Raw genomic sequence first — 26917 nt, forward strand, 5'->3', positions numbered from 1 at the left:
CCCGGCCGCGCAAGCGGTGCGGGAGCCCGCCTCGGGCGTTGTGGGGGGCCATGGGGCGGACGGGACGCGGTTCACCCGTTCAGATCGCTACCATGGTGACTCGGAACCTCCCTCCTCGCCCGTCTCCGGCCGGGAGGGGACCAGAAGGAGTGCCCTTGCAAGAAGAGGCCAGGCAGGCGCAGCCGATGACCGCCGCAGAGGGGAAGCAGGCGGCTTCCCGCCCGGCGGCCCCTCCCGTCGCGTCCGCCGCACCGGCGGAGGGCAAGGCGGCCAAGCCCGCTCCCGCCGCGCCGGCGGCCCCCGCCGCCCGGCCCGTGCGCACTCCCGGCAGCGTGGCCCCGAACCGGCCCGCCACTTCCTCCAACCGCGTGCGCGCCCGCCTCGCCCGGCTCGGCGTGCAGCGCTCCAGCCCGTACAACCCGGTCCTGGAGCCCCTGCTGCGGATAGTCCGCAGCAACGACCCCAAGGGCGACCCGTCGCAGTTGCGCCAGATCGAGCGCGCCTACCAGGTGGCCGAGCGGTGGCACCGGGGCCAGAAGCGCAAGAGCGGCGATCCGTACATCACGCACCCGCTGGCGGTCACGACGATCCTGGCCGAGCTGGGCATGGACCCGGCGACTCTGATGGCCGGGCTGCTGCACGACACCGTCGAGGACACCGAGTACGGCCTCGACGCGCTGCGCCGCGACTTCGGCGACTCCGTCGCCCTGCTGGTGGACGGCGTCACCAAGCTGGACAAGGTGAAGTTCGGCGAGGCCGCGCAGGCCGAGACGGTGCGCAAGATGGTCGTCGCCATGGCGAAGGACCCGCGCGTGCTGGTCATCAAGCTCGCCGACCGCCTGCACAACATGCGTACCATGCGCTACCTCAAGCGGGAGAAGCAGGAGAAGAAGGCCCGCGAGACGCTGGAGATCTACGCCCCGCTGGCGCACCGGCTGGGCATGAACACCATCAAGTGGGAGCTGGAGGACCTCGCCTTCGCGATCCTCTACCCCAAGATGTACGACGAGATCGTCCGGCTCGTCGCCGAGCGCGCCCCCAAGCGGGACGAGTACCTGGCGGTCGTCACCGACCAGGTGCAGCAGGATCTGCGCGCCGCCCGCATCAAGGCGACCGTCACCGGCCGCCCCAAGCACTACTACAGCGTCTACCAGAAGATGATCGTGCGGGGCCGGGACTTCGCCGAGATCTACGACCTGGTCGGCATCCGCGTCCTCGTCGACACCGTCCGCGACTGCTACGCGGCGCTGGGCACCATCCACGCGCGGTGGAACCCGGTGCCGGGGCGGTTCAAGGACTACATCGCGATGCCCAAGTTCAACATGTACCAGTCGTTGCACACGACGGTCATCGGGCCCAGCGGCAAGCCGGTCGAGATCCAGATCCGCACCTTCGACATGCACCGCCGTGCCGAGTACGGCATCGCGGCGCACTGGAAGTACAAGCAGGAGGCCGTCGCCGGCGCCTCCAAGGTGCGCACCGACAGCCCCAAGTCCGCCAAGAAGGACGACGCCGTCAACGACATGGCGTGGCTGCGGCAACTGCTCGACTGGCAGAAGGAGACGGAGGACCCGGGCGAGTTCCTGGAGTCGCTCCGCTTCGACCTGTCCCGCAACGAGGTCTTCGTCTTCACCCCCAAGGGTGATGTCATCGCGCTGCCCGCCGGGGCGACCCCGGTCGACTTCGCGTACGCCGTCCACACCGAGGTCGGCCACCGCACGATAGGGGCCCGCGTCAACGGCCGTCTGGTGCCGCTGGAGTCCACCCTCGACAACGGCGACACGGTGGAGGTCTTCACCTCCAAGGCGGCGGGCGCGGGCCCGTCCCGCGACTGGCTCGGTTTCGTCAAGTCGCCGCGCGCCCGCAACAAGATCCGCGCCTGGTTCTCCAAGGAGCGCCGCGAGGAGGCCGTCGAGCAGGGCAAGGAAGCGATCGCGCGCGCGATGCGCAAGCAGAACCTGCCGATCCAGCGGGTGCTCACCGGCGACTCGCTGGTCACCCTCGCCCACGAGATGCGCTACCCCGACATCTCCGCGCTCTACGCGGCGATCGGCGAGGGGCACATCACCGCGCAGTCCGTCGTGCACAAGCTTGTCGAGGCCCTTGGCGGCGAGGAGGGCGCGACCGAGGACATCGCCGAGGTCACGACCCCGTCGCGGAGCCGCACCAGGCGGCGTGCGGCCGCCGACCCGGGTGTCATCGTCAAGGGCGAGAAGGACGTGTGGGTCAAGCTGTCCCGGTGCTGCACCCCGGTGCCGGGCGACCCGATCATCGGCTTCGTCACCCGCGGCAACGGGGTCTCCGTGCACCGGGCCGACTGTGTGAACGTCGAGTCGCTCTCGCAGCAGCCGGAGCGCATCATCGACGTCGAGTGGGCGCCGACCCAGTCCTCCGTCTTCCTGGTCGCCATCCAGGTGGAGGCGCTGGACCGGTCCCGCCTGCTGTCCGATGTCACCCGCGTCCTGTCGGACCAGCACGTCAACATCCTGTCCGCCGCCGTGCAGACCTCCCGCGACCGGGTGGCCACCTCGCGCTTCACCTTCGAGATGGGCGACCCGAAGCACCTCGGGCACGTACTGAAGGCCGTGCGCGGCGTCGAGGGCGTCTACGACGTCTACCGGGTGACGTCCGCGCGCCAGCGCTGACGCCACGCCCCCCGCGGACCCGGCGAAGGGCCCGTACGCCTCGCGTACGGGCCCTTCGCCGTCGTTCCCGTGCCGGCCGGGGCGCGGACGGCCCCGGCCGGCAGCAGCCCGGTCTCAGCCGCCGAACTCGTCCAGGGACTTGAGCGCCTGGTCGAGCAGCGCCTGCCGCCCGTCGAGCTCCCGCTGGAGCTTGTCGGCCCTGGCGGTGTTGCCTGCCGCCCGCGCCGCCTCGATCTGCTCACGCAGCTTGTCGACGGCCGCCTGGAGCTGGCCCGTCAGGCCCGCGGCACGCGCCCGCGCCTCGGGGTTGGTGCGGCGCCACTCGGACTCCTCGGCCTCCTGGAGCGCGCGCTCCACCGCGTGCATGCGGCCCTCGATGCGGGGGCGGGCGTCGCGCGGCACATGGCCGATCGCCTCCCAGCGCTCGTTGATGCCGCGGAACGCGGCCCGCGCCGCCTTCAGGTCGGTGACCGGGAGCAGCTTCTCGGCCTCGATGACCAGCTCCTCCTTCAGCGCGAGGTTCTCGCGCTGCTCGGTGTCGCGCTCGGCGAACAGCGCGGAGCGGGCCGCGAAGAAGACGTCCTGGGCGCCGCGGAAGCGGTTCCACAGGTCGTCCTCCACCTCGCGCTGCGCGCGGCCGGCGGCCTTCCAGTCGGCCATCAGCTCGCGGTAGCGCGCCGCGGTCGGGCCCCAGTCGGTGGAGCCGGACAGCGCCTGCGCCTCCTCCACCAGCTTCTCCTTGCGCCGCCGGGCGTCCTCGCGCTGTGCGTCGAGCGCCGCGAAGTGGGCCTTGCGCCGCTTGGAGAAGACCGAACGGGCGTGGCTGAAGCGGTGCCACAGCTCGTCGTCGGTCTTGCGGTCCAGTCGCGGCAGGCCCTTCCAGGTGTCGACCAGGGCGCGCAGCCGCTCGCCGGCGGCCCGCCACTGCTCGCTCTGGGCCAGCTGCTCGGCCTCGGCGACCAGTTCCTCCTTGGCCGTCTTCGCCTCCTCGGAGGCCTTCGCCTTGGCGGCCTTGCGCTCCTCGCGGCGCGCGTCGACCTGCTCGGTCAGCGCGTCCAGCCGCTTGGCGAGCGCGTCCAGGTCGCCCACGGCGTGCCCCTCGATCACCGCGGCGCGCAGGTGCTCGATGGCGGTCAACGCGTCCTTGGGGGCCAGGTCGGTGGTCTTCACCCGGCGTTCGAGGAGGCCGATCTCGACGACGAGGCCCTCGTATTTCCGCTCGAAGTAGGCCAGCGCCTCCTCAGGGGAGCCCGCCTGCCACGAGCCGACTTCGCGCTCGCCATCGGCCGTACGCACGTACACGGTCCCCGTCTCGTCGACGCGGCCCCACGGGTCGCTGCTCACAGCGCCTCCTCCACGTGATACCCGGCCGGTTCGCGGCTCGCGGGCATCGTCCACAGTTCCATTCGGCCGGGCCGTGCCCGAACCGGTCCGACGGTCTGCCTACTTCCATGGTGCAGCCGTCGGAGCAGGCACCCTACACAACGCCAACATAGGCGACCGGTGCCCTGCCTGTCCGCATCCCGCACCCGCCGAATCGACCCGCGGGTGCGGGACGCGGCGGTCAGGCCTTCCCGACCGTCGCCTTGTTGATCACCACGGTGGCGTTCGGGGCGCCGTCGCCGCCACCGGTCGCCTCGCCCGCGGCGGCGATCTTGTCCAGCACCTTCATGCCGGCCGCGCTGATCGTGCCGAACGGGGTGTAGCTCGGCGGCAGCGGGCTGTCCTTGTAGACCAGGAAGAACTGGCTGCCGCCGGTGTGCGGCTGGCCGGTGTTGGCCATGGCCACGGTGCCGGCCGGGTACGTGCCCCCGGCGATCTCCTTGGCCTTCAGGTTCTCGTCCGGGATGGTGTAGCCGGGGCCGCCGGTGCCCTGGCCCGTCGGGTCGCCGCACTGCAGCACGTAGATGCCGCTGGTGGTGAGCCGGTGGCACTTGGTGTGGTCGAAGAAGCCCTTGCCGGCCAGGAAGACGAAGGAGTTCACCGTGTGCGGGGCGTCCTTCGCGTCGAGGTCCAGCGCGATGTCGCCGCAGGTCGTCTGCAGCGAAAGGGTGTACTTCGCCGCGGTGTCGACGGTGAGCTCGGGCTCCTTCTTCCACTGCTCCGTGCCGGCGCTGCCCGCGGCAGCCTCGGCGCAGGGGTCGGGCGCCTTGCTCGGCTGTGCGGCCGAGACGGAGGCGGAGGCGGAGGGCAGAGCGCCCGCCGCGGCGGCGCTGTCGGTCTTCTCGGCGTCCGTGCTGAACGCGCCGCCGGCCCAGGCCGCGGCGCCGGCCGCCAGCACCACCGCGAGGACGGTGGCGATCACCGCGTTGCGCCGCACGGTCTTGCGGTGGGCCTGCGCACGGCGCTCCTGCTGCCGCTCGAACTTATCCCGGGCGAGCTGCCGCCGCCGCTGTTCCTTGGTGACCACTGAGCCGTCTCCCGATGACTTCTGTTCGTCGCGTCCGAATGTGAGTGCGCCGCCGATCTTCGCGCCTGGCGCACCCCTCAGTCCAGCGACGTTACTGGTTCGCGATGGCCGTCTTCGCGCCGGTAGGCTCGTGGGGCCGCCACTGTGCGGTACGACCTGCCGCGAACGACAGCCGACAGAAGGACGAACGTGCTCATTGCCGGGTTCCCCGCAGGGGCCTGGGGCACCAACTGCTACGTGGTCGCCCCCGCCGCCGGTGAGGAGTGCGTGATCATCGACCCGGGCCACGAAGCGGCCCCGGGCATCGAGGACACGCTCGCCAAACACCGTCTCAAGCCGGTCGCCGTCATCCTCACCCACGGCCATCTCGACCACACGGCCTCGGTCGTCCCGGTCTGCGGGGCCCACGGGGTCCCCGCCTGGATCCACCCCCGGGACCGCTACATGCTCAACGACCCGGAGAAGGCCCTCGGCCGCTCGGTCGGCGCGCAGTTGCTCGGCGGGCTGACCATCGGCGAGCCCGACGACCTCAGGGAGCTCACCGACGGCGGCACACTGGCGCTCGCCGGTCTCGAGCTGTCCGTGGCGCACGCGCCCGGCCATACCGAGGGGTCGGTGACGTTCAGGCTCCCGCAGACGCCCGAGATCCCCTCGGTGTTCTTCTCGGGGGACCTGCTGTTCGCCGGCTCCGTAGGCCGCACCGATCTGCCCGGCGGTTCCATGGACGAGCTGTACGCGTCGCTGGCCCGTGTGTGCCTGCCGCTCGACGACTCGACCGTGGTGCTGTCCGGCCACGGACCCCAGACGACCATCGGCCGTGAGCGCGCCACCAACCCTTACCTGGCGGAGGTGGCCCGCGGCCTCGGAGGGGACGGGCACCCGTCCGCTCCGCGACGAGGAATGTGACGAGAGACCTCACCGTGAGCACCTTCAAGGCCCCCAAGGGCACCTATGACCTCCTGCCGCCCGATTCCGCCGCGTTCCTGGCGGTGCGCGAGGCGCTCGCCGCGCCGCTGCGGCGGGCCGGCTACGGCTATGTCGAGACCCCCGGTTTCGAGCAGGTCGAACTCTTCTCCCGCGGCGTCGGCGAGTCCACCGACATCGTGACCAAGGAGATGTACACCCTCACCACCAAGGGCGGCGACGAACTGGCGCTGCGCCCGGAGGGCACCGCCTCCGTGCTGCGCGCCGCGCTGGAGGCCAATCTCCACAAGGCCGGCAACCTGCCGGTCAAGCTCTGGTACTCCGGGTCGTACTACCGCTACGAACGCCCGCAGGCCGGACGGTACCGCCACTTCTCCCAGGTCGGCGCGGAGGCGATCGGCGCCGAGGACCCGGCGCTCGACGCCGAGCTGATCATCCTCGCCGTGGACGCCTACCGCTCCCTGGGGTTGCGGAACTTCAGGCTGCTGCTCAACTCGCTGGGCGACCGCGAGTGCCGTCCGGTCTACCGGGCCGCCCTCCAGGACTTCCTGCGCGGACTCGACCTCGACGAGGACACCCGCCGGCGGATCGAGATCAACCCGCTGCGGGTCCTGGACGACAAGCGGGAGAGTGTGCAGAAGCAGCTCGTCGGGGCGCCCCTGATGCGCGACCACCTGTGCGAGGCGTGCAAGGCCTACCACGAGCAGGTGCGCGAGCTGCTGACGGCGGCGGGCGTGGAGTTCGAGGACGACCCGAAGCTGGTGCGCGGCCTGGACTACTACACGCGCACCACCTTCGAGTTCGTCCACGGCGGCCTCGGCTCGCAGTCCGCGGTCGGCGGCGGCGGCCGCTACGACGGCCTGTCGGAGATGATCGGCGGCCCCGCGCTTCCGTCGGTGGGCTGGGCGCTGGGTGTGGACCGCACGGTGCTCGCCCTCAAGGCCGAGGGCATCGAGCTCGAACTGCCCGCGCCCACCCAGGTGTTCGCGGTTCCGATGGGCGAGGAGGCGCGCCGCGTGCTGTTCGGCGTGGTCACCGAGCTGCGCCGGTCGGGCGTCGCCACGGACTTCGCCTTCGGCGGCAAGGGCCTGAAGAACGCGATGAAGTCCGCCAACCGCTCGGGCGCGCGCTTCGCGATCGTCGCCGGCGAACGCGACCTCGCCGAGGGCGTCGTCCAGCTCAAGGACCTGGTCAGCGGCGAGCAGGACGCCGTCCCGCTCAGCGGCGTCGTGGCGGCCGTACGCGAGCGGCTCGCCTGAACCGCCCGCGCTCACGCGGCGTCGAGCGGCCGCCCCGAGATGACCACCGGTCAGTCGGGGCGGCCCCGCTCCATCCACCGGGCGATCCGTTCGGGTCGCACCGGCCGTCCGAAGTACCAGCCCTGGCCCCAGTCGCAGCCCAGTGAGCGCAGGTGGCGGGCGTGTTCGGAGTTCTCCACGCCCTCGGCGGTGACGGTGAGCCCGAGCGCGTGCGCCAGCGACACCAGTCCGCCGACGATCCGCCAGCCGACCGGGTCGTTCGTCCCGGCCCGGTGCGGGTCCGCGACGAACGACCCGGCGATCTTCAGCCCGGACACCGGAAGGTCCCTCAGATAGGCGAGGTTCGACCAGCCGGTGCCGAAGTCGTCGACGGCCAGCGTGACCCCGGTGTCGGCGATCTCCTGCAGGGCGCGCAGCGACTCGTCCTCGGGCCCGATCACCGCGCTCTCGGTGATCTCCAGCTGCAGCCGTTTCGGTGCGAGGCCGGTGCTGTCCAGGATCGACGTGACGTCGTGCACAAGACCGGGGTTGCGGATCTGGCGCACCGCCAGATTGACGTTGATCTGCGGGGCCGCCGCCCCGTAGCGCCGCACCCAGGCGGCCGCCTGGCCGGCCGCGCGCTCCAGGATCCACCGGCCCAGCGGCATGATCAGCCCGGTCTCCTCCGCCGTGGCCACGAACTCATCCGGCCCCAGCACCCCGAACTGCGGATGACGCCAGCGCACCAGGGCCTCCACGGCCACCAGGGAGCCGTCGGCGAGCGAGCACAGCGGCTGGTAGTCCACGTAGAACTCCCCGCGGTCCAGTGCCACCGGCAGCCGCACGGAGATGGCGTACCGGCTCACCGCCCGCGCGTTGTGCGTGGGGTCGAAGAGCGTCCAGCGGCCCCGGCCGGCCGCCTTGGAGCGGTACAGCGTCAGATCCGCCGCCCGCACCGCTGCGCCCGGGGTCGTGGCGGCGATCCGCTGCGCCAGCACGCCGACGCTCGCGCCGACCGTCAGCTGCTGGTCGCCGACGAGGAAGGGCCGCGAGAGCGTGGTGAGGACCAGTTTGGCGACCGCCACCGCCTCCTGGTCGCCGCGGCAGTCCTCCAGCAGCACCACGAACTCGTCCCCGCCCAGCCGGGCCACCAGATGCCCCAGTGGGGCGAGCGCGGCGTCCAGCCGCTCGGCCACGGCCGTCAGCAGCCGGTCCCCGGTCTCGTGGCCGAGGCTGTCGTTGACGACCTTGAAGCCGTCGAGGTCGACGTAGCACAGGCCGAAAAGCGCGCCGGGCTGCGGCTGATCGAAGAGGCGCTCCAGCCGCTCGAAGAACGCCGTGCGGTTGGGCAGCCCGGTCAGCGGGTCGTGGGTGGCCTGGTGGCGCAGCCGCTCCTCCAGCCGGTAGCGGTCGGTGATGTCCTCGACCATCGCCACCTGGTAGCGGGGCACGCCGTCCTCGTCCCGGATCAGCGAGACGGTCAGATGCGTCCACACCACCTCGCCGTCGCGCCGGTAGTACGGCTTGTCGCACTGGAAGCGCTCGCGGCGCCCGGCCACCAGGTCCTCGTACGCCTCCCACACCCCCGGGGCGTCCTCGGGGTGCACCAGCTCGGTGACGCGGCGGCCGCGCAGGTCCTCCGGGCGGGCCCCCAGCAGCTCCCGCAGTGCCTGGTTGACCTGCACGATCGTGCCGTCCACGTCGGCGATGCCGATGCCGATGGCGGCGTGCTCGAACAGCGCGCGGAACCGGGCCTCCGAGGCGTTGCGGGCGCGCTCGGCGTCCTCGCGCGCCCGGAACGCGGCGCGCTGGATCGCCTCCTGCTCGCGCAGGGTCCGTTCGCGCAGCGCGGCGGACCAGCCCGCGGCGAAGGCCCCGGCCACGGTCGGGACCCGCTCGGGACCGGCCGGCTGGATCTGCAGCAGCGCCACGGCGGCGGCGAGCAGCTCCGGGTCGGTGAAGTGGGCCTCCACCAGCAGGGCGCCGGCCCGCTCCGCGAGCGCCGTGTCGCACACGGGGTCGCCGAGGGCCCGGCCGAGCAGGTCCGCGGTCGTGGCCGCCACCTGGCGCAGGGTCAGCGGGGGCAGCGCGAGCCCCGGGCCGGAGCGCAGCAGGCGCGACCAGGCGTCCGCGAAGTCCTGGGCGGGTCCCGCGACGGGCGACGGCGACTGCCTCACGGCCGCCGCCCCACTCCGGCCAGGCCCGAGATCCGTTCGGGGTGGGGTCCCACGGACTCCGGCTCCTCCGGCCGCCACTCGGGGAGCCAGACCACCCCGGGCGGCAGGAGATCCCAGCCGTCGAAGAAGGCCGCCACGTCCTTGACGGTCCGCATGACCAGCGGCGTTGTGGTGCACCGGGCGTAGAGCTCGGCCAGCGAGTCGGCCTGCTCGGGGCGGCTCTCCCCGGAGGCGTGGGAGAGCACCAGATGGCTGCCGGGCGGTACGGCGTCGCGCAGGGCGGCCACGATCTTGCCGGGGTCCTCGGCGTCGGTGACGAAGTGGAGCATCGCCACCAGCAGCACCCCGACCGGTTCCCCGGGTGCGAGGAGGGCGGTAACCTCGGGCCGGGTGAGCAGGTCGCCGGTGTCGGTCATGTCGGCCATCACCACGGCGCTCAGCGGGTCGTCCCGGAGCAGCAGGCGGCTGTGCGCCACCGCGATCGGGTCCAGGTCCACGTACACCACGCGGGCCTGCGGCTGGACGGCCCGGGCGACCTCGTGGACGGCGCCGTAGGTCGGGATCCCGGCTCCGACGTCCAGGAAGCGCGTGATGCCCAGGGCCGCGAGGTGCTGCACGGCGCGGCGCAGGAAGGCGCGGTTGGCACGCATGATGACCGGCAGGTCGGGCCACAGCGCCATGGCCTGGCGGGCCATGTCCCGATCGGCCTTGAAGTTGTGGGACCCGCCCAAGTAGAAGTCGTACACCCGGGCGGCGTTCGCGGTCTCCACGTCCGTACCCGGGGGTACCCACTGAGGTCGTCGCATGGGGCACCCCTCCCCGGCTGGGTCGATCCTCGGATGTGCGGGTCCACCCCAGAATCCTATATGCCCCAGATTCATGCACTTGCGGACGATATGTAGACCGGGGTCGAGTGGGATGTGGTAACACATGGCTACGGCATGGGTACGGTACGCGGTCGAACTCCACTCGCCCGCCCTGCCGTTGTCCCTCGCGTGGGTGACACGGCACCATGGGACCCGGCACTTCCTGCGGGTTCGGCGCGTTGGGCAGTGCGGCACATCCCCGACCCACGGAAACGGCGACATGGTGACTACGGCGGTTGACGCGGCTCGCACGGACAGCGGGAGCCAGGAGTCCGCGGACGGACTCATCGGCGCGGGCAAGGCCTTCACCTGGCTGCTCGCGGTCTGCGGTGCGCTCGGCCTGCTCGCCTCGTGGGTCATCACGATCGACAAGTTCAAGCTGCTGGAGGACCCGAACTTCGTCCCCGGCTGCAGCCTGAACCCGATCATCTCCTGCGGCAACATCATGAAGAGCGAGCAGGCGGCGGCCTTCGGCTTCCCCAACCCGATGATCGGCATGGTCGCCTACCCCGTCGTCGTCGCTCTTGCCGTGGGGATGCTGGCCGGCGCCCGGTACCGCCGGTGGTTCTGGCTCGGACTGCAGGCCGGCACGCTCTTCGGCGTCTGCTTCGTGACGTGGCTGCAGTACCAGTCGCTGTACAACATCGGCTCGCTGTGCCTGTGGTGCTCGCTGGCCTGGGTCGTGACCATCGCGCTGTTCTGGTACACCCTCGTCCACAACCTCAAGCACCGGATCATCCCGGCGCCCGCCCGGGTCCGCGACCTCGTCCTGGAGTTCCACTGGGTCGTCCCCGTGCTCTGGTACGGGGTGATCGCGGTGGCGATCCTGACCCGCTGGTGGACGTACTGGAGCACCCTGATCTGACGGCGGCGCCGCGCTGTCGGCGCGGTGGCATAGGCTTCATTGCCGTGGAGCCCGACCTGTTCACCGCCGCCGCAGAGGAACGCCAGTCCAGGGAGCCCGGAGGCAGTCCGCTGGCCGTACGGATGCGCCCGCGCACCCTCGACGAGGTCGTGGGGCAGGGCCATCTGCTGCGCCCCGGCTCGCCGCTGCGGCGCCTGGTCGGCGAGGGCGGCGGCGGACCGGCGGGACCGTCCTCGGTGATCCTCTGGGGCCCGCCCGGCATCGGCAAGACGACCCTCGCCTACGTCGTCAGCCACGCCACCAAGAAGCGCTTCGTCGAGCTTTCGGCGATCACCGCGGGCGTCAAGGAGGTCCGCGCGGTCATCGAGAGCGCCAAGCGGGAGTCCGGCGGCTACGGCCGCGACACCGTGCTCTTCCTGGACGAGATCCACCGCTTCAGCAAGGCACAGCAGGACTCCCTGCTGCCCGCGGTGGAGAACCGCTGGGTCACCCTGATCGCCGCCACCACCGAGAACCCGTACTTCTCGGTCATCTCCCCGCTGCTGTCCCGGTCCCTCCTGCTCACTCTGGAGCCGCTGACCGACGACGACCTGCGCGGCCTGCTGCGCCGGGCGCTCACCGACGAGCGCGGCCTGAAGGGCGCGGTCACCCTGCCGGAGGACACCGAGGAGCACCTGCTGCGGATCGCCGGCGGGGACGCCCGCCGGGCGCTGACGGCCCTGGAGGCGGGCGCGGGCGCGGCCCTGGCCAAGGGGGAGCCGGAGATCTCCCTGAGCACCCTCGAGGAGACCGTCGACCGCGCCGCCGTGACCTACGACCGCGACGGCGACCAGCACTACGACGTGGCGAGCGCGCTGATCAAGTCCATCCGCGGCTCGGATGTGGACGCCGCCCTGCACTACCTGGCCCGCATGATCGAGGCGGGGGAGGACCCGCGGTTCATCGCCCGCCGCTTGATGATCTCCGCCAGCGAGGACATCGGCCTGGCCGACCCGACCGCGCTGCCCACGGCGGTTGCCGCCGCCCAGGCGGTGGCGATGATCGGCTTCCCGGAAGCCGCGCTGACCCTCAGCCACGCCACGATCGCGCTCGCCCTCGCCCCCAAGTCCAACGCGGCGACGACGGCCATCGGGGCCGCCCTGGCCGACGTACGCGCCGGCAAGGCCGGCCCGGTCCCGGCCCATCTGCGCGACAGTCACTACAAGGGCGCCGCGAAGCTCGGCCACGGCAAGGGCTACCAGTATCCGCACGATCTTCCCGGCGCCATCGCGGCCCAGCAGTACGCGCCGGACGAGATCCACGGTCGGCGCTATTACGAGCCGACCCGGTACGGGGCCGAGGCGCGGTACGCCGATGTGCTGGAGCGGGTCAGGGAGCGGCTGGCGGGGGAGTAGCCGGCCGTCGTGGGGTCAGCGCTCGCGTGCGGCGGCCTCGCGCGCGGCGTCGAAGAGCGTGTGCATGGCGCGGTGCAGGTCGGCGTGGCCGCGAATCGGCTCCAGGAACTCGAAGCGGGCGTCGAAGGTGCCGTCCGCGCCGGTGAAGCGCACCCGCAGGCCGAAGCGGTCCAGGGCGAGCGGCACCGCGGCGGTCGGTTCGCCGCGGCAGGCGCCGGCGCCTCCCGCAAGCGCGCACAGCCATCCCACCTGGTCGGCGTGGGCGGCCGCGAGGTGCTGCAGCAGGTCGGCCTCGTGGTCGACGAGGGGGTCGGGGCGGGCCGCGGCGAACTCGTCCGGCTCCACCGCCTCCGCGCCCCACAGGTCGTCCACCGACGCCTCGCCGACCTCCAGCCGCAGCAGCGCCTTCCCGGCAGGAGCCGGCAGGTCGCGCGCAGCGGTGAGCCAGCCCGCGATCCAGGCGCGGCCGCGGATGCGTCCCGGCACCGCGACCGGGGCGACGTCCGTGATGTCGAGCACAGCCGTGAGCTCGTCGTCCTCGGCGCGGGCGGCGGCCCTGACGGCGGGCGATTCCGCGGGAAGCAGCAGGAAGAGGTCCCCGTCCGCCCCGACGGTGCGCCCCTCGGGAACCATCAGTTCGGGGAGGTCGGGCACCAGGCCGGGAATCACCAGGATGGCGGAGGCGGTACTCTGTACGAGAGTTCGTGTGCGCTCGGCTGCTGACGGCAGTCGGGCGGTTTCATGCCCGTCGGGACGCGGCTGACCATGAGCTGATCGGACCTCCGTCATGTCGGCGCCCGCTGAGGCGTCGACGGCGCCCTGTGCGGCGCTGGCACTGTCTGTGATGCGCGTGGTGTTCCCAGGGCGCGACATACGATCTCCTTCGCTAAGGTAAGCCTTACCTAACTTACATGGAGGTCTGGGAAACGTGAACCAGTCGCGTCCCAAGGTCAAGAAGTCGCGTGCCCTCGGCATCGCCCTGACGCCGAAGGCCGTCAAGTACTTCGAGGCCCGTCCCTACCCGCCGGGCGAGCACGGCCGTGGCCGCAAGCAGAACAGTGACTACAAGGTCCGACTGCTGGAGAAGCAGCGTCTGCGCGCGCAGTACGACATCTCCGAGCGCCAGATGGTCCGCGCCTACGACCGCGCCCGCAAGGTCAGCGGCAAGACGGGCGAGGCCCTGATCGTCGAGCTCGAGCGCCGCCTGGACGCCCTCGTCCTGCGCGCCGGCCTGGCCCGCACCATCTACCAGGCCCGTCAGATGGTCGTCCACGGCCACATCGAGGTCAACGGCCACAAGGTCGACAAGCCGTCCTACCGCGTCGCCCCCGACGACGTCGTGATGGTCCGCGAGCGCTCCCGCTCCAAGACCCCGTTCCAGGTCGCCCGCGAGGGCGGCTGGGCCGGCGAGGGCGAGACCCCGAAGTACCTGCAGGTCAACCTGCAGGCGTTGGCCTTCCGCCTGGACCGCCTGCCGAACCGTCGTGAGGTCCCCGTGATCTGCGACGAGCAGCTCGTCGTCGAGTACTACGCTCGCTGACGCCTGCCGCACCCGGCGCGCACGTCAGCCCCGGCGCCCCGCTCTTCCGGCGGGGCGCCGGGGCTTTCGCGTTCCCCGCCCGAGGGCGACGCAGGGTGCGGGCCGATGAACGGAAGGTATGGCCGGGTCCGGTCGGGCGAGGACGGTCGCGGGCGGCACCGGCCCGCAACGCGGTACGGAGCGCGCCGCCTGTCGCGATAAGGTCGGTATCTGATCGGTACCTGGTGTGGCGCGGTGGATCCGAGGGAGTGGCGACGTGTCCGGTGGAGAGGTGGCCGGCCTCATCGTGGCCGTCTTCTGGGCGATCCTGGTGTCGTTCCTCGCCGTGGCACTCGTGCGTCTCGCCCAGGCTCTCCGTGAGGCCACCCGACTGGTGGCGGAGGTGACCGACCAGGCCGTGCCCTTGCTGGGCGAGGCCTCCGACGCGGTCCGCGCGGCCCACGCCCAGCTGGCCCGCGTGGACACCATCACCTCCGACGTCGCCGAGGTGACCGCCAACGCCTCCGCCCTGTCCACGACCGTCGCCTCCGCCTTCGGAGGCCCCCTCGTGAAGGTCGCGGCCTTCGGCTACGGCGTACGGCGCGCGGTCACCCTCCAGACCAAGGGCGCGGGCAAGAAGCGCACCGTGGTCGTCGGCCGGACGCTCCCGTCCGCCCGCAGCCGCAAACCAAGGGGCTGACCTGCATGTTCCGCCGTGCCTTCTGGTTCACCGCCGGTGCCGCAGCCGGGGTGTGGGCCACCAACAAGGTCCATCGCAAGATCCGCAGCCTGACCCCCGAAAGCCTCGCCGCGAAGGCGGCCGACAAGGCCCTCGAGGCCGGGGGCCGATTGCGCACCTTCGCGCAGGACGTCCGCGCCGGCATGGCCGAGCGCGAGGAACAGCTCAACGACGCACTGGGCCGCACGGCCCCCGACCTCGACATGCCGGCCCCGCGGCCGGCGATCTCGTACCACCACCGGAAGGACGAACACTGATGGAGTCGGCAGAAATCCGCCGCCGCTGGCTGCGTTTCTTCGAGGAGCGCGGGCACACCGTCGTGCCCTCGGCGTCGCTCATCGCCGACGACCCGACGCTCCTTCTGGTGCCCGCGGGCATGGTCCCGTTCAAGCCCTACTTCCTGGGCGAGGTCAAGCCGCCCTTCCCGCGCGCCACCAGCGTGCAGAAGTGCGTCCGCACGCCCGACATCGAAGAGGTCGGCAAGACCACGCGGCACGGCACGTTCTTCCAGATGTGCGGCAACTTCTCCTTCGGCGACTACTTCAAGGAAGGGGCCATCAAGCTCGCCTGGGAGCTGCTCACCACTCCCGTGGCGGACGGCGGTTACGGCCTCGACCCCGAGCGGCTGTGGATCACCGTCTACAAGGACGACGACGAGGCCGAGCGGATCTGGCGCGAGGTCGTGGGCGTGCCCGCCGAGCGCATCCAGCGTCTGGGCATGAAGGACAACTTCTGGTCCATGGGCGTCCCCGGGCCCTGTGGTCCGTGCTCCGAGATCAACTACGACCGCGGCCCCGAGTTCGGCGCCCCGGGCGGCCCCGCCGTCAACGACGAGCGGTACGTGGAGATCTGGAACCTCGTCTTCATGCAGTACGAGCGCGGGGAGGGCAGCGGCAAGGAGGAGTTCCCGATCCTCGGCGACCTGCCCGCCAAGAACATCGACACCGGCCTCGGTCTCGAGCGTCTCGCCATGATCCTGCAGGACGTGCAGAACATGTACGAGACCGACACCCTGCGCGCCGTCATCGACAAGGCCACCGAACTCACCGGCGTCGCCTATGGCGCCGCCCACGAGTCCGACGTCTCGCTGCGCGTCGTCGCCGACCACATGCGCACCTCGGTCATGCTCATCGGCGACGGCGTCACTCCCGGCAACGAGGGCCGCGGCTATGTGCTGCGCCGCATCATGCGCCGCGCCATCCGCAACATGCGGCTGCTCGGGGCCACGGACGCCGTTGTCGGGGACCTCGTGGACACCGTCATCAAGACGATGGGCCAGCAGTACCCGGAGCTCGTCGAGGACCGCAAGCGCATCGAGACGGTCGCCCTCGCCGAGGAGTCCCGCTTCCTCAAGACGCTGAAGGCCGGCACCAATGTGCTGGACACCGCCGTCACCGAGGCGAAGGCCGCCGGCTCCGGAGTGCTGCCCGGCGACAAGGCCTTCCTGCTCCACGACACCTGGGGCTTCCCGATCGACCTCACCCTCGAAATGGCCGCCGAGCAGGGTCTGTCGGTGGACGAGGACGGCTTCCGCCGCCTGATGAAGGAGCAGCGGGACCGCGCCAAGGCGGACGCCCTGGTGAAGAAGAGCGGCCATGTCGACATGTCGGCGTACCGTTCGATCGCCGACACGGCCGGCAGCACCGTCTTCACCGGCTACAGCGACAACGAGGGCGAGGCCAGCGTCGTCGGCCTGCTGGTCGACGGCGTCCCCTCGCCGGCCGCCAACGAGGGCGACGAGGTCGAGGTCATCCTGGACCGGACCCCCTTCTACGCCGAGGGCGGCGGCCAGCTCGCCGACACGGGCCGGATCCGCACCGACTCGGGCGCCGTCATCGAGGTCCGCGACGTGCAACAGCCCGTGCCGGGCGTCACCGTGCACAAGGGCAGCGTGCAGGTCGGCGAGGTGACCATCGGCTCCGGCGCGTTCGCCAAGATCGACCTCGGCCGCCGCCGGGCCATCGCCCGCGCCCACAGCGCCACCCACCTGACCCACCAGGCGCTGCGTGACGCCCTCGGCCCCACCGCCGCCCAGGCCGGTTCTGAGAACTCCCCTGGCCGCTTCCGCTTCGACTTCGGCTCGCCGGCCGCCGTGCCGGGAAGCGTGCTGACCGACGTCGAGCAGAAGATCAACGCCGTGCTCGCCCGGGAACTCGACGTCACCGCCGAGATCATGAGCATCGACGAGGCCAAGAAGCAGGGCGCCATCGCCGAGTTCGGCGAGAAGTACGGCGAGCGGGTGCGCGTCGTGACGATCGGCGACTACTCCAAGGAGCTCTGCGGCGGCACGCACGTCCACAACACCGCCCAGCTGGGCCTGGTGAAGCTCCTCGGCGAGTCCTCGATCGGCTCCGGCGTGCGCCGGGTCGAGGCCCTGGTCGGCGTGGACGCCTACAACTTCCTGGCCCGTGAGCACACGGTCGTCGCCCAACTCCAGCAGCTGGTCAAGGGCCGTCCGGAGGAGCTCCCGGAGAAGATCTCCGGCATGCTCGCCAAGCTCAAGGAGGCCGAGAAGGAGATCGAGCGCTTCCGCGCCGAGAAGGTCCTGCAGGCCGCCGCGGGCCTCGCCGAGTCCGCCGAGGACATCAAGGGCGTCGCCGTGGTGACCGGTCAGGTCCCGGACGGCACCGGCGCCGACGACCTGCGCAAGCTCGTGCTGGACGTCCGCCAGCGGATCGGCGGCGGCCGCGCCGCCGTCGTGGCCCTGTTCGCCGTGGCGGGCGACCGCCCGCTGACCGTCATCGCCACCAACGAGGCGGCCCGTGAGCGCGGCCTGAAGGCCGGCGAGCTCGTCCGCACCGCCGCCAAGACCCTGGGTGGCGGCGGTGGCGGCAAGCCGGACGTCGCCCAGGGCGGCGGCCAGAACGCCGACGCGGTCGGCGAGGCCATCGCCGCCGTGCAGCGTCTGGTCGCCGAGACGGCCTGAGGCCGGCGATGCGCAGGGGTCGCAGGATCGCGATCGACGTCGGGGACGCCCGCATCGGGGTCGCCTCGTGCGACCCCGACGGGCTGATCGCCACACCCGTCGAGACGGTGCCCGGCCGGGACGTCCCGGCCGCGCGCCGCCGGATCGCGCAGATCGTCGAGGAGTACGAGCCGATCGAGGTTCTGGTCGGCCTGCCCCGCTCGCTCAACGGGCGGGAGGGGCTGGCCGCGGCCAAGGCCCGCGGCTTCGCCCAGGATGTGGCGCAGATCATATCCCCGGTTCCGGTGCGCCTGGTGGACGAGCGGATGACCACCGTGACGGCGACGCAGGGCCTGCGCGCATCGGGCGTCAAGGCGAAGAAGGGACGTTCCGTCGTCGATCAGGCGGCGGCCGTGGTCATCCTGCAGAGCGCGCTCGAGACCGAACGGGTGTCTGGTAAAGAACCGGGTGAGAGCGTCGAACCGCTTATCTGATCGCGGTACGGTAACGTTCCGCGCAGCACGGTGCCACCACAGTGAGAAACGTGGGTGCGGGCGGTGGGACCCGCCCGCGCCGATCAAGCGCCGGCCTGCTGCCGCCTCACCGAACCGTAGGGGATCGATGACTGACTATGGCCGGAGCCCGGGCTCCGAAGCATGGCACCCCGAAGACCCTCTCTTCGGTGATCAATGGGCGCAGCAGCAGCACCTTCAGCAACAACAACAACAGCAGCAGCAGCAACAACAGCAGCAGCAGCAGCAGCAGCAGCAGTATTCCCAGTACCAGCAGCAATCCCAGCACCCTCAGCACCAACAGCACCCCCAGCAGCAACAGCACCCTCAGTACCAGCAGCAGGGTGGCTGGGACCCGTACGGCAGCACCGGTCAGCAGCAGCACCCGTACGACCCTCAGCAGCAGCAGTACGACTCCTGGGGCGCCCCGGCGGGCTACGGCCACGACGGCTACGGCGGCCAGCAGCAGCCCGACTACTACGGGCAGGACGGGTACCCGCCGCCGCAGCGGCCCGACCAGCGGCATCCGGAACAGCAGCAGTACCAGCAGGCCCACCAGCCGCAGCAGGCGCAACACCAGTCGCTGCAACAGCAGCAGGCCCAGCGCTCCCGACCGGTCGAGCAGGACGCCCCCTTGTGGGACGACGAGGCGGGCGCCGCCGACGACCACTCCTTCTTCTCCGGCGCGGACGACGACGAGGAGGACGAGCCGCAGTCCGGCCGCAACGACCGGCGCGGCCGCGCGGGCAAGGGCGGCAAGGGCGGGACGGGCGGCAAGAAGCGGCGCTCCGGCGTGGCGTGCCTCGTGGTGCTGGTCGTCCTCGGCGGCGGCATCGCGGGCGGCGGCTGGTTCGGCTACCGCTACTACCAGAGCAACTTCGGCCCGCCGCCGGACTTCGCGGGGCAGGGCAGCGGCGAGGTCCAGATCGAGGTCCCGCAGGGCGCGAGCGGCATCCAGATCGGCAACATCCTCAAGCGGGCCGGCGTGGTCAAGAGCGTCGACGCCTTCACCACGGCTGTAGCCAACAACCCCAAGGGCGGCACCATCCAGGCGGGCGTCTATGTGCTGCACAAGGAGATGTCGGCCTCCAGTGCCGTGACGATGATGCTCGACCCCAAGTCGCAGAACGTCCTGATCATCGCTGAGGGCCTGCGCGACACGCAGATCTACCAGATGATCGACGCCAAGCTGGGCCTCGACAAGGGCGCCACGGCCAAGGTCGCGAAGGAGCAGGTGGACTCGTTGGGGCTGCCCGAGTGGGCGGACGACGGCCCCGCGATCTCGGATCCCTTGGAGGGTTTCCTCTTCCCCTCGCGGTACAGCGTCGGCAAGGACTCCAAACCCGTGGACCTCCTCAAGCAGATGGTCAAGCGGGCCAACGCGGAGTACACCAGGGACGACCTGGTGAACCAGGCGAAGAAGGTGGGGATGACGCCGCACGAGGTCGTCACCATCGCCAGTCTGGTGCAGGCCGAGGCGAAGGAGGACCACGAGTTCGGGAAGGTCTCGCGGGTCATCTACAACCGGCTGGACGAGTACATGCCACTGGGATTCGACTCGACCATCAACTACGCCAAGGGCCGGAGCACCCTCAACACCTCCAAGGCCGACACCAGGGACCCGTCGCCGTACAACACGTACAACCACAAGGGCCTGCCGCCAGGTCCGATCGGGAACCCCGGGCACCAGGCCGTCGACGCGGCACTCCACCCGACGAAGGGCGACTGGTTGTTCTTCGTGACGGTCAAGCCGGGTGACACGCGCTTCACGAAGAGCCAGGCCGAGCACGACAAGAACGTCGAGGAGTTCAACCGGTACCAGCGGGAGCACGGCGGCTGATGAGCGACGGAACGCGCGCGGCGGTCCTCGGGTCGCCGATCGCGCACTCCCTGTCCCCGGTGCTGCACCGCGCCGCCTACGCGGAACTCGGCCTGACCGACTGGACGTACGGCCGCTTCGAGGTCGACGAGGCCGCGCTGCCCGGCTTCCTGGCCGGGCTCGCCGAAAGCGGCGAGCGGTGGGCCGGTCTCTCGCTGACCATGCCCCTGAAGCGGGCGGTCATCCCGCTGCTCGACGAGATCAGCGACACCGCCTCAGCCGTGGAGGCCGTCAACACCCTGGTCCTGACCGAGGACGGCCGCCGCGTGGGCGACAACACCGACATCCCGGGCATGGTGGCGGCGCTGCGCGAGCGCGGTGTCGGACGCGTCGGCTCCGCCGCCGTCCTCGGCGCGGGGGCGACCGCCTCCTCGGCGCTGGCCGCGCTGGCGCAGATCTGCGACGGGGAGGTCACCGCGTACGTGCGCAGCGAAACCCGCGCCGCCGAGATGCGGCAGTGGGGCGAGCGGCTCGGGGTGGCCGTGCGGACGGCCGAGTGGAAGGACGCCGCCGAGGCCCTCACCGCGCCCCTGGTGATCTCCACGACACCGGCGGGCACCGCGGACGCGCTTGCCGCCGCCGTGCCGCAGCGGCCCGGCACCCTCTTCGACGTGCTGTACGACCCGTGGCCCACCGCACTGTCCTCTGCGTGGGCGGGGCGCGGCGGGGCCGTCGTCGGGGGGCTCGACCTGCTGGTGCACCAGGCGGTGCTGCAGGTGGAGCTGATGACCGGCCGCGGCCCAGCCCCCCTGGCCGCCATGCGGGCGGCCGGAGAGGCGGCGCTGCACCGCTCCTGAGCGGCTTCGGGAAGCCCACGGCGCCGTCCGTCCAGCGGACCGCGCGCCGCCTACGCCGCCGGACGTGCGAGGATCGGATAACGCACGGATGGTCCGGTCCGCCCCACGGCGCCCGGGCGATGATGAAGGAGCGAGCACCGTTGAGCAGGTTGCGCTGGCTGACCGCGGGGGAGTCGCACGGCCCCGCACTCGTCGCGACGCTGGAGGGTCTCCCCTCCGGTGTGCCGATCACCACCGAGATGGTGGCGGAGCACCTCGCGCGGCGGCGGCTCGGCTATGGCCGCGGTGCCCGGATGACGTTCGAGCAGGACCAGGTCACCTTCCTCGGCGGAGTGCGCCACGGTCTCACCCTCGGCTCCCCGGTCGCGATTATGGTGGGGAACACCGAGTGGCCCAAGTGGGAGCAGGTCATGGCGGCCGATCCGGTGGACCCCGAGGTCCTCGCCGGGCTCGCCCGCAACGCCCCGCTGACCCGGCCGCGCCCCGGCCACGCCGACCTCGCCGGCATGCAGAAGTACGGCTTCGACGAGGCCCGGCCGATCCTGGAGCGCGCCTCCGCCCGTGAGACCGCCGCCCGCGTCGCCCTCGGCGCGGTGGCCCGCTCCTACCTCAAGGAGACGGCCGGCATCGAGATCGTCTCCCATGTGGTGGAGCTCGCCGCGGCCAAGGCCCCGCACGGCGTGTACCCCACCCCCGAGGATGTCGAGCGGCTCGACGCCGACCCCGTGCGCTGCCTGGACGCCGACGCGAGCAAGCGGATGGTCGCCGAGATCGACCAGGCCCACAAGGACGGCGACACGCTCGGCGGTGTCGTCGAGGTGCTCGCCTACGGTGTGCCGGTCGGCCTCGGCAGCCACGTGCACTGGGACCGCCGGCTGGACGCCCGGCTGGCCGCCGCCCTCATGGGCATCCAGGCCATCAAGGGCGTCGAGGTCGGTGACGGCTTCGACCTCGCCCGCGTCCCCGGCTCCAAGGCGCACGACGAGATCGTGTCCACCGAGGACGGCATCCGCCGCTCCACCGGCCGCTCGGGAGGCACAGAGGGGGGCCTGACGACCGGCGAACTGCTGCGGGTACGGGCCGCGATGAAGCCCATCGCCACCGTGCCGCGCGCTCTGGCCACCGTGGACGTGGCCACCGGCGAGGCCGCCCACGCCCACCACCAGCGCTCCGACGTCTGCGCCGTCCCGGCCGCGGGCATCGTCGCCGAGGCGATGGTCGCCCTGGTCCTGGCCGACGCGGTCGCGGAGAAGTTCGGCGGGGACAGCGTCACCGAGACCCGCCGCAACGTGCGCGGCTACCTCGAGAACCTGGCGATCCGGTGAGCGCGCCGGTCGTCGTCCTGGTGGGCCCGATGGGGGTCGGCAAGACCACCGTCGGCGAACTGCTCGCCCAGCGGCTGGGCACGACCTGCCGCGACACCGACGCGGACATCGTCGAGGCCGAGGGCCGGTCGATCGCGGACATCTTCGTCGAGGACGGAGAGGAGCACTTCCGCGCGCTGGAGGCGGAAGCCGTCCGTGTGGCGCTCGCCGAGCACCGGGGCGTGCTCGCGCTCGGCGGCGGCGCGATCCTCGACGAGCGCATCCGCCGGCTCCTTACCGGGCTGCCCGTGGTCTTTCTCGACATGGACGTCGCCGAGGCGGTCAAGCGCGTCGGCCTCGACACCGCCCGACCCCTGCTCGCCGTCAACCCGCGGCGGCAGTGGCGCGAGCTGATGGAGGCGCGCCGCCCGCTGTACACCGAGGTCGCCCGCGCCGTGGTCGAGACGGGAGCCCGGACCCCCGAGGACGTCGCGGAGGCCGTCCTGGACGCACTGGAGCTGAAGAACGCATGACGGAGAACGCCGCCCACACCCCCGTCCGCATCCGGGTCGGGGGCAGTGAGGGCACTGAGCAGTACGAGGTGCTGGTCGGCCGGCAACTGCTCGGCGAGCTGCCCGGCATGATCGGGGACAAGGCGGCCCGGGTCGCCGTCATCCACCCCGAGGCCCTGGAGGCCACCGGCCAGGCGCTGCGCGAGGACCTTGCGGAGCAGGGCTACGAGGCCGTCGCCATCCAGGTGCCCAACGCCGAGGAGGCCAAGACCGCCGAGGTCGCGGCGTACTGCTGGCGGGCGCTCGGCCAGTCGGGATTCACCCGGACGGATGTCGTCGTCGGCGTCGGCGGCGGCGCCACCACCGATCTCGCCGGGTTCGTCGCGGCGACGTGGCTGCGCGGGGTCCGATGGGTCGCCGTGCCGACCACCGTGCTCGGCATGGTGGACGCCGCGGTCGGTGGCAAGACCGGCGTCAACACCGCCGAGGGCAAGAACCTCGTCGGCGCCTTCCATCCGCCCGCCGGGGTGCTCTGCGACCTCGCGGCCCTGGAGTCGCTGCCGGTCAACGACTACGTCAGCGGACTCGCCGAGATCATCAAGGCGGGATTCATCGCCGACCCGGTGATCCTGGACCTGATCGAACAGGATCCGGCCGCCGCCCGCGGTCCCGGAGGCCCGCACACGGCCGAGCTGATCGAGCGCGCCATCCGCGTCAAGGCCGAGGTGGTCTCGGCCGACCTCAAGGAGTCGGGCCCGCGCGAGATCCTCAACTACGGCCACACGCTGGGCCACGCCATCGAGAAGAACGAGCGCTACAACTGGCGGCACGGCGCCGCCGTCTCCATCGGCATGGTCTTCGCCGCCGAACTCGGCCGCCTCGCCGGCCGGCTGGACGACGCCACCGCCGACCGCCACCGCTCCGTCCTGGAGTCCGTCGGCCTGCCGCTGACCTACCGCGGCGACCAGTGGCCGCGGCTGCTGGAGACGATGAAGGTGGACAAGAAGTCCCGTGCCGACCGGCTGCGCTTCATCGTCCTGGACGGCCTCGCCAAGCCGACCGTCCTCGAGGCTCCCGACCCCGGGGTGCTCCTCGCCGCCTATGCGGAGGTCTCCTCGTAGCCGCCGCCACGAGTGCGGGACCGCGGTTTCCGGACAGCCGGGCACCTTGGGGGGTGCCCGGCCGTTCACACAACTGCGGTCGCCCACGGTACCGTTCGGTCGGACCTGAAAGCTCTCGTACGGACGGAGTGGCTTCGATGCAGCATCCCGTGGGTGCGCCGCTGCCGCCACCGCGCGGTGGGCAACAGGGGGCGCAGCCAGGGCTCCCGCCGCAGCCTCCGGGCACCACCGGCCACTTCCCCATGGCTACGGGGGCTCCCGTGCAGCACCCGGTCCAGCCGCCCCCTCAGACGGCCGGCAGCGGCGGCGCTCCGCTGCCCCCCACCGCGCCCGGTCCCGGCCCGGTCGCCGTCCTGCTGATCGGCGCGGCCGGCGCGGGCAAGACGACCATCGCCCGGCACTGGGCGGACCACCGGGGCGCGCCGACCGCCCACATCAGCCTGGACGACGTCCGCGAGTGGGTCCGCTCCGGTTTCGCCGACCCGCAGTCCGGCTGGAACGACAACTCCGAGGCGCAGTACCGCCTCGCGCGCCGCACCTGCGGCTTCGCGGCCCGCAACTACCTGGCCAACGGCATCTCCTGCATCATCGACGACGCGGTCTTCCCCGACCGTCCGGTCGTCGGCCTCGGCGGCTGGAAGCGGCACGTCGGGCCGGGCCTGCTGCCCGTCGTCCTGCTGCCCGGCCTCGACGTCGTGCTGGCCCGCAACGCCCGGCGCAGCGGCAACCGGCGGCTGTCGGACGAGGAGGTGGCCCGCATCCACGGCCGCATGGCCGGCTGGTACGGCTCCGGGCTGCCGATCATCGACAACTCGCACCTCGACGTGGCCGCTGCCGCCGCCGCGCTGGACAGCGTGGTCACCCGCAGCCTCCTGGGCCCGCCCGCCCGATAGCCCCCGCCCGGCAGCCGCCGCACGGCAGCTCTCGACAGGCCGACCGGCGGACCGCGACGTACGCTCGCCACATGTCCGAGGTGCACGCTGCCCGCAGGGAACGCCTCCGGGACCGGTGCGCGGCGGCCGGATCGGCGGCGGCGCTGGTCTCCCGTCCCGCCAACATCCGCTATCTGACGGGCTGCGCCCCGCCGGGGACCGTCCTGCTGGTGGGACCGGGGCCCGAGGACGTGCTCGTCCACCCCCGTCATCCGTCCGGCGACCTGGCCGAGGGCCGGCTCCCGGACGACGTACGGGCTGTCGTCCTGCCCGGCCCCGAGGGCGATCCGGCGGTGACCGCCGCCGCCCTGGCTGCGGAACGCAGGGCGGAGGCCCTGGCCGTCGAGGAGCACCACCTCACCGTCGCGCGGCACCGCGCGGTGGGCGGAGCGGCCCCCGGGGTCCGTCTGCGCGACCTCGGCTCGGCTGTGGAACAGCTCCGGCTGGTCAAGGACGAGCAGGAGATCTCCGCGCTGCGGATCGCCGCCGAGATCGCCGACCAGGCGCTCAGCGAACTGCTGGAGTCGATCCTGGTGGGCCGCACCGAACGGCACCTGGCCCTGGAGCTGGAGCGCCGCCTCATCGACCACGGGGCCGACGGGCCGGCCTTCCCGACCTGCGTGGGCACCGGCCCCCACTCGGGCGCCGCGCGCCATCTGCCCACCGACCGGCGCGTCGAGGAGGGCGACTTCCTCACGGTCTGCCTCGGTGCCTGCTACCGCGGCTACCGCTGCGAGGTGGGGCGCACCTTCGTCATCGGCACCACGCCCGCGGACTGGCAGATCGAGCTGTACGACCTGGTCTTCGCGGCCCAGCGGGCCGGACGCGAGGCCCTCGCGCCCGGCGCCGCCTGCCGCGACGTCGACCGCGCGGCGCGCCATGTGCTGGAGTCCGGAGGCCACGGCGAGGCGCTGGGGGAGAGCACCGGACACGGTGTCGGACTGGAGATCGGCGAGGACCCTCGGTTGTGCCCCTCGGCCATGGGTAAACTGGACGCTTGCGTGCCGGTCACCGTCGAACCGGGGGTCCACATCCCGGGCCGCGGCGGTGTCCGGATCGACGACACACTCGTCGTTCGTCCACCGGCGGACGGCGGGCCCGAGCTACTCACCATCACGACCAAGGAGCTGCTCGCCCTGTAGAGGGCGGCCGCGGTTCCCGGTCCCCGAAGCAGCAGTGCAGGAGATTCCGCAACCGTGGCCACCACGAACGACCTCAAGAACGGCCTCGTGCTCAAGCTCGACGGCGGCCAGCTCTGGTCCGTCGTCGAGTTCCAGCACGTCAAGCCCGGCAAGGGCCCCGCCTTCGTCCGTACGAAGCTCAAGAACGTGCTCTCCGGAAAGGTCGTCGACAAGACCTTCAACGCCGGCGTGAAGGTCGAGACGGCCAACGTCGACAAGCGGGGGATGCAGTTCTCCTACAAGGACGGCGAGAGCTTCGTGTTCATGGACATGGACACGTACGACCAGGTCTACATCGCTCCCGAGGTCGTCGGTGACGCGGCCCGCTTCCTCCTGGAGGGCTTCGAGGCGGTCGTCGCCATGTACGAGGGCTCGCCCCTCTACATCGAGCTCCCGGCCGCGGTCGAGCTGGTCATCGAGTACACCGAGCCCGGTGTGCAGGGCGACCGCTCCACCGGCGGCACCAAGCCCGCCAAGCTGGAGACCGGCTACGAGATCGGCGTCCCGCTCTTCATCACCACCGGTGAGAAGATCAAGGTCGACACCCGCTCGGGTGAGTACCTCGGCCGGGTGACCAGCTAACCGTGGCTGCTCGTAACAAGGCCCGCAAGCGCGCCTTCCAGATCCTCTTCGAGGCGGAGCAGCGGGGTGTCGATCCCACGACCGCCATGGCGGACTGGATCAGGCTCGCCCGGACCGACGACCGGCAGCCGCCGGTCAGCGAATACACGATGCAGCTCGTCGAGGGGTACGCTGAGCACGCCAGGCGCATCGACGAACTGCTGTCGAAGCACGCCGTGGGCTGGACGCTCGACCGGATGCCGGTGGCCGACCGGAACATCCTGCGGCTCGGCGCCTACGAGCTGATCTGGGAGGACGCCGTCCCCGACGCCGTCGTCCTGGACGAGGCCGTGCAGCTGGCCAAGGAATTCTCCACGGACGACTCCCCGTCGTTCGTGAACGGCCTGCTGGCCCGCCTCAAGGAGCTGAAGCCCGG

General features: G+C 71.8%; 25 protein-coding genes. 19 read left to right on the plus strand and 6 right to left on the minus strand.

From position 1 onward, the window contains the following. Positions 1 to 185 precede the first annotated feature (185 nt). Positions 186 to 2645, plus strand: coding sequence for a RelA/SpoT family protein (locus tag ACRWND_RS04155; protein WP_431945978.1), 2460 nt, complete (start codon positions 186 to 188; stop codon positions 2643 to 2645). A gap of 114 nt (positions 2646 to 2759) precedes the next feature. On the opposite strand, the gene ACRWND_RS04160 is transcribed toward ACRWND_RS04155, so the two are convergent. After that, positions 2760 to 3989, minus strand: coding sequence for a DUF349 domain-containing protein (locus ACRWND_RS04160; RefSeq protein WP_431945980.1), 1230 nt, complete (start codon positions 3987 to 3989; stop codon positions 2760 to 2762). A gap of 220 nt (positions 3990 to 4209) precedes the next feature. Next, positions 4210 to 5055: a peptidylprolyl isomerase gene (locus ACRWND_RS04165; RefSeq protein ID WP_431945982.1), complete on the minus strand. Its 846-nt coding sequence runs from the start codon at positions 5053 to 5055 to the stop codon at positions 4210 to 4212. Between the two features lie 189 nt (positions 5056 to 5244). Here ACRWND_RS04165 and ACRWND_RS04170 point away from each other — a divergent pair, with 189 nt between their 5' ends. Beyond that, positions 5245 to 5961: an MBL fold metallo-hydrolase gene (locus ACRWND_RS04170; RefSeq protein ID WP_431945984.1), complete on the plus strand. Its 717-nt coding sequence runs from the start codon at positions 5245 to 5247 to the stop codon at positions 5959 to 5961. Between the two features lie 14 nt (positions 5962 to 5975). Then, positions 5976 to 7238, plus strand: a complete 1263-nt coding sequence (hisS, locus tag ACRWND_RS04175) for a histidine--tRNA ligase (protein WP_431945986.1) — start codon at positions 5976 to 5978, stop codon at positions 7236 to 7238. A 50-nt stretch (positions 7239 to 7288) separates the two neighbouring features. On the opposite strand, the gene ACRWND_RS04180 is transcribed toward hisS, so the two are convergent. Further along, positions 7289 to 9394 carry a putative bifunctional diguanylate cyclase/phosphodiesterase gene (locus ACRWND_RS04180; RefSeq protein ID WP_431945988.1) on the minus strand — a complete coding sequence of 702 codons (2106 nt, stop codon included), beginning with the start codon at positions 9392 to 9394 and terminating at the stop codon, positions 7289 to 7291. Further along, complete coding sequence (locus tag ACRWND_RS04185; protein WP_431945990.1) at positions 9391 to 10200, minus strand: SAM-dependent methyltransferase; 810 nt, start codon at positions 10198 to 10200, stop codon at positions 9391 to 9393. The genes ACRWND_RS04180 and ACRWND_RS04185 overlap by 4 nt, the downstream gene beginning before the upstream one ends. A gap of 280 nt (positions 10201 to 10480) precedes the next feature. Between ACRWND_RS04185 and ACRWND_RS04190 the strand changes: the two genes are divergently transcribed. After that, a complete protein-coding gene (locus tag ACRWND_RS04190) occupies positions 10481 to 11125 on the plus strand; it encodes a vitamin K epoxide reductase family protein (protein WP_431945992.1) in 645 nt (214 codons plus the stop codon). A 44-nt stretch (positions 11126 to 11169) separates the two neighbouring features. Then, complete coding sequence (locus ACRWND_RS04195; protein ID WP_431945994.1) at positions 11170 to 12519, plus strand: replication-associated recombination protein A; 1350 nt, start codon at positions 11170 to 11172, stop codon at positions 12517 to 12519. Between the two features lie 15 nt (positions 12520 to 12534). Here ACRWND_RS04195 and ACRWND_RS04200 read toward each other — a convergent pair whose 3' ends face one another. After that, complete coding sequence (locus tag ACRWND_RS04200) at positions 12535 to 13248, minus strand: DUF2470 domain-containing protein (protein WP_431946040.1); 714 nt, start codon at positions 13246 to 13248, stop codon at positions 12535 to 12537. 199 nt (positions 13249 to 13447) lie between these two features. Between ACRWND_RS04200 and rpsD the strand changes: the two genes are divergently transcribed. The 5 genes from rpsD to ruvX all read left to right on the plus strand — a co-directional run bounded on the left by rpsD (position 13448) and on the right by ruvX (position 18176). After that, positions 13448 to 14059, plus strand: a complete 612-nt coding sequence (gene rpsD / locus ACRWND_RS04205) for a 30S ribosomal protein S4 (protein ID WP_431945996.1) — start codon at positions 13448 to 13450, stop codon at positions 14057 to 14059. A gap of 256 nt (positions 14060 to 14315) precedes the next feature. Next, positions 14316 to 14738 (plus strand): DUF948 domain-containing protein, encoded by a 423-nt coding sequence (locus ACRWND_RS04210; RefSeq protein ID WP_431945998.1) that lies wholly within the window; start codon positions 14316 to 14318, stop codon positions 14736 to 14738. A 5-nt stretch (positions 14739 to 14743) separates the two neighbouring features. Further along, positions 14744 to 15034, plus strand: coding sequence for a DUF6167 family protein (locus ACRWND_RS04215; protein WP_431946000.1), 291 nt, complete (start codon positions 14744 to 14746; stop codon positions 15032 to 15034). After that, a complete protein-coding gene (gene alaS, locus ACRWND_RS04220; RefSeq protein ID WP_431946002.1) occupies positions 15034 to 17703 on the plus strand; it encodes an alanine--tRNA ligase in 2670 nt (889 codons plus the stop codon). The genes ACRWND_RS04215 and alaS overlap by 1 nt, the downstream gene beginning before the upstream one ends. A gap of 8 nt (positions 17704 to 17711) precedes the next feature. Next, complete coding sequence (ruvX, locus tag ACRWND_RS04225; protein ID WP_431946004.1) at positions 17712 to 18176, plus strand: Holliday junction resolvase RuvX; 465 nt, start codon at positions 17712 to 17714, stop codon at positions 18174 to 18176. 106 nt (positions 18177 to 18282) lie between these two features. Here the strand turns inward: ruvX and ACRWND_RS04230 are convergent, their stop codons facing one another. After that, entirely contained in the window at positions 18283 to 18864 is a 582-nt protein-coding gene (locus ACRWND_RS04230; protein WP_431946006.1) for a hypothetical protein, read from the minus strand. Between ACRWND_RS04230 and mltG the strand changes: the two genes are divergently transcribed. The 9 genes from mltG to nusB form a co-directional block, all read left to right on the plus strand. Further along, positions 18829 to 20034 (plus strand): endolytic transglycosylase MltG, encoded by a 1206-nt coding sequence (mltG, locus tag ACRWND_RS04235; RefSeq protein ID WP_431946008.1) that lies wholly within the window; start codon positions 18829 to 18831, stop codon positions 20032 to 20034. The two genes, ACRWND_RS04230 and mltG, sit on opposite strands and share 36 nt — an antisense overlap. Further along, a complete protein-coding gene (locus tag ACRWND_RS04240) occupies positions 20034 to 20870 on the plus strand; it encodes a shikimate dehydrogenase (RefSeq protein WP_431946010.1) in 837 nt (278 codons plus the stop codon). The genes mltG and ACRWND_RS04240 overlap by 1 nt, the downstream gene beginning before the upstream one ends. 140 nt (positions 20871 to 21010) lie before the next feature. After that, positions 21011 to 22195, plus strand: coding sequence for a chorismate synthase (gene aroC, locus ACRWND_RS04245; RefSeq protein WP_431946012.1), 1185 nt, complete (start codon positions 21011 to 21013; stop codon positions 22193 to 22195). Next, positions 22192 to 22707, plus strand: coding sequence for a shikimate kinase (locus ACRWND_RS04250; protein ID WP_431946014.1), 516 nt, complete (start codon positions 22192 to 22194; stop codon positions 22705 to 22707). Before aroC ends, ACRWND_RS04250 begins: the two co-directional genes overlap by 4 nt. Then, entirely contained in the window at positions 22704 to 23807 is a 1104-nt protein-coding gene (gene aroB, locus ACRWND_RS04255; RefSeq protein WP_431946016.1) for a 3-dehydroquinate synthase, read from the plus strand. Before ACRWND_RS04250 ends, aroB begins: the two co-directional genes overlap by 4 nt. 137 nt (positions 23808 to 23944) lie before the next feature. Next, positions 23945 to 24700 carry an AAA family ATPase gene (locus ACRWND_RS04260; RefSeq protein WP_431946018.1) on the plus strand — a complete coding sequence of 252 codons (756 nt, stop codon included), beginning with the start codon at positions 23945 to 23947 and terminating at the stop codon, positions 24698 to 24700. A 71-nt stretch (positions 24701 to 24771) separates the two neighbouring features. Next, on the plus strand, positions 24772 to 25881 hold the full coding sequence (locus ACRWND_RS04265; RefSeq protein ID WP_431946020.1) for a M24 family metallopeptidase: 1110 nt from the start codon (positions 24772 to 24774) through the stop codon (positions 25879 to 25881). 54 nt (positions 25882 to 25935) lie between these two features. Beyond that, complete coding sequence (gene efp / locus ACRWND_RS04270; RefSeq protein WP_431946022.1) at positions 25936 to 26502, plus strand: elongation factor P; 567 nt, start codon at positions 25936 to 25938, stop codon at positions 26500 to 26502. Positions 26503 to 26504: 2 nt separating this feature from the next. Next, the coding region (gene nusB / locus ACRWND_RS04275; RefSeq protein WP_431946024.1) for a transcription antitermination factor NusB at positions 26505 to 26917 on the plus strand (413 nt) is incomplete at its 3' end.

This window comes from Actinacidiphila sp. bgisy167 (assembly GCF_965342175.1).
Lineage (GTDB): Bacteria > Actinomycetota > Actinomycetes > Streptomycetales > Streptomycetaceae > Actinacidiphila.

What these genes read in the sequence shown, in the direction of transcription:
- ACRWND_RS04155 (WP_431945978.1), top strand. Translation starts at nt 186, where the DNA reads ATGACCGCCGCAGAGGGGAAGCAGGCGGCTTCCCGCCCGGCGGCCCCT.
- ACRWND_RS04185 (WP_431945990.1), bottom strand. Translation starts at nt 10,200, where the DNA reads ATGCGACGACCTCAGTGGGTACCCCCGGGTACGGACGTGGAGACCGCG.
- ACRWND_RS04190 (WP_431945992.1), top strand. Translation starts at nt 10,481, where the DNA reads ATGGTGACTACGGCGGTTGACGCGGCTCGCACGGACAGCGGGAGCCAG.
- ACRWND_RS04215 (WP_431946000.1), top strand. Translation starts at nt 14,744, where the DNA reads ATGTTCCGCCGTGCCTTCTGGTTCACCGCCGGTGCCGCAGCCGGGGTG.
- alaS (WP_431946002.1), top strand. Translation starts at nt 15,034, where the DNA reads ATGGAGTCGGCAGAAATCCGCCGCCGCTGGCTGCGTTTCTTCGAGGAG.
- ruvX (WP_431946004.1), top strand. Translation starts at nt 17,712, where the DNA reads ATGCGCAGGGGTCGCAGGATCGCGATCGACGTCGGGGACGCCCGCATC.
- ACRWND_RS04240 (WP_431946010.1), top strand. Translation starts at nt 20,034, where the DNA reads ATGAGCGACGGAACGCGCGCGGCGGTCCTCGGGTCGCCGATCGCGCAC.
- aroB (WP_431946016.1), top strand. Translation starts at nt 22,704, where the DNA reads ATGACGGAGAACGCCGCCCACACCCCCGTCCGCATCCGGGTCGGGGGC.
- ACRWND_RS04260 (WP_431946018.1), top strand. Translation starts at nt 23,945, where the DNA reads ATGCAGCATCCCGTGGGTGCGCCGCTGCCGCCACCGCGCGGTGGGCAA.
- ACRWND_RS04265 (WP_431946020.1), top strand. Translation starts at nt 24,772, where the DNA reads ATGTCCGAGGTGCACGCTGCCCGCAGGGAACGCCTCCGGGACCGGTGC.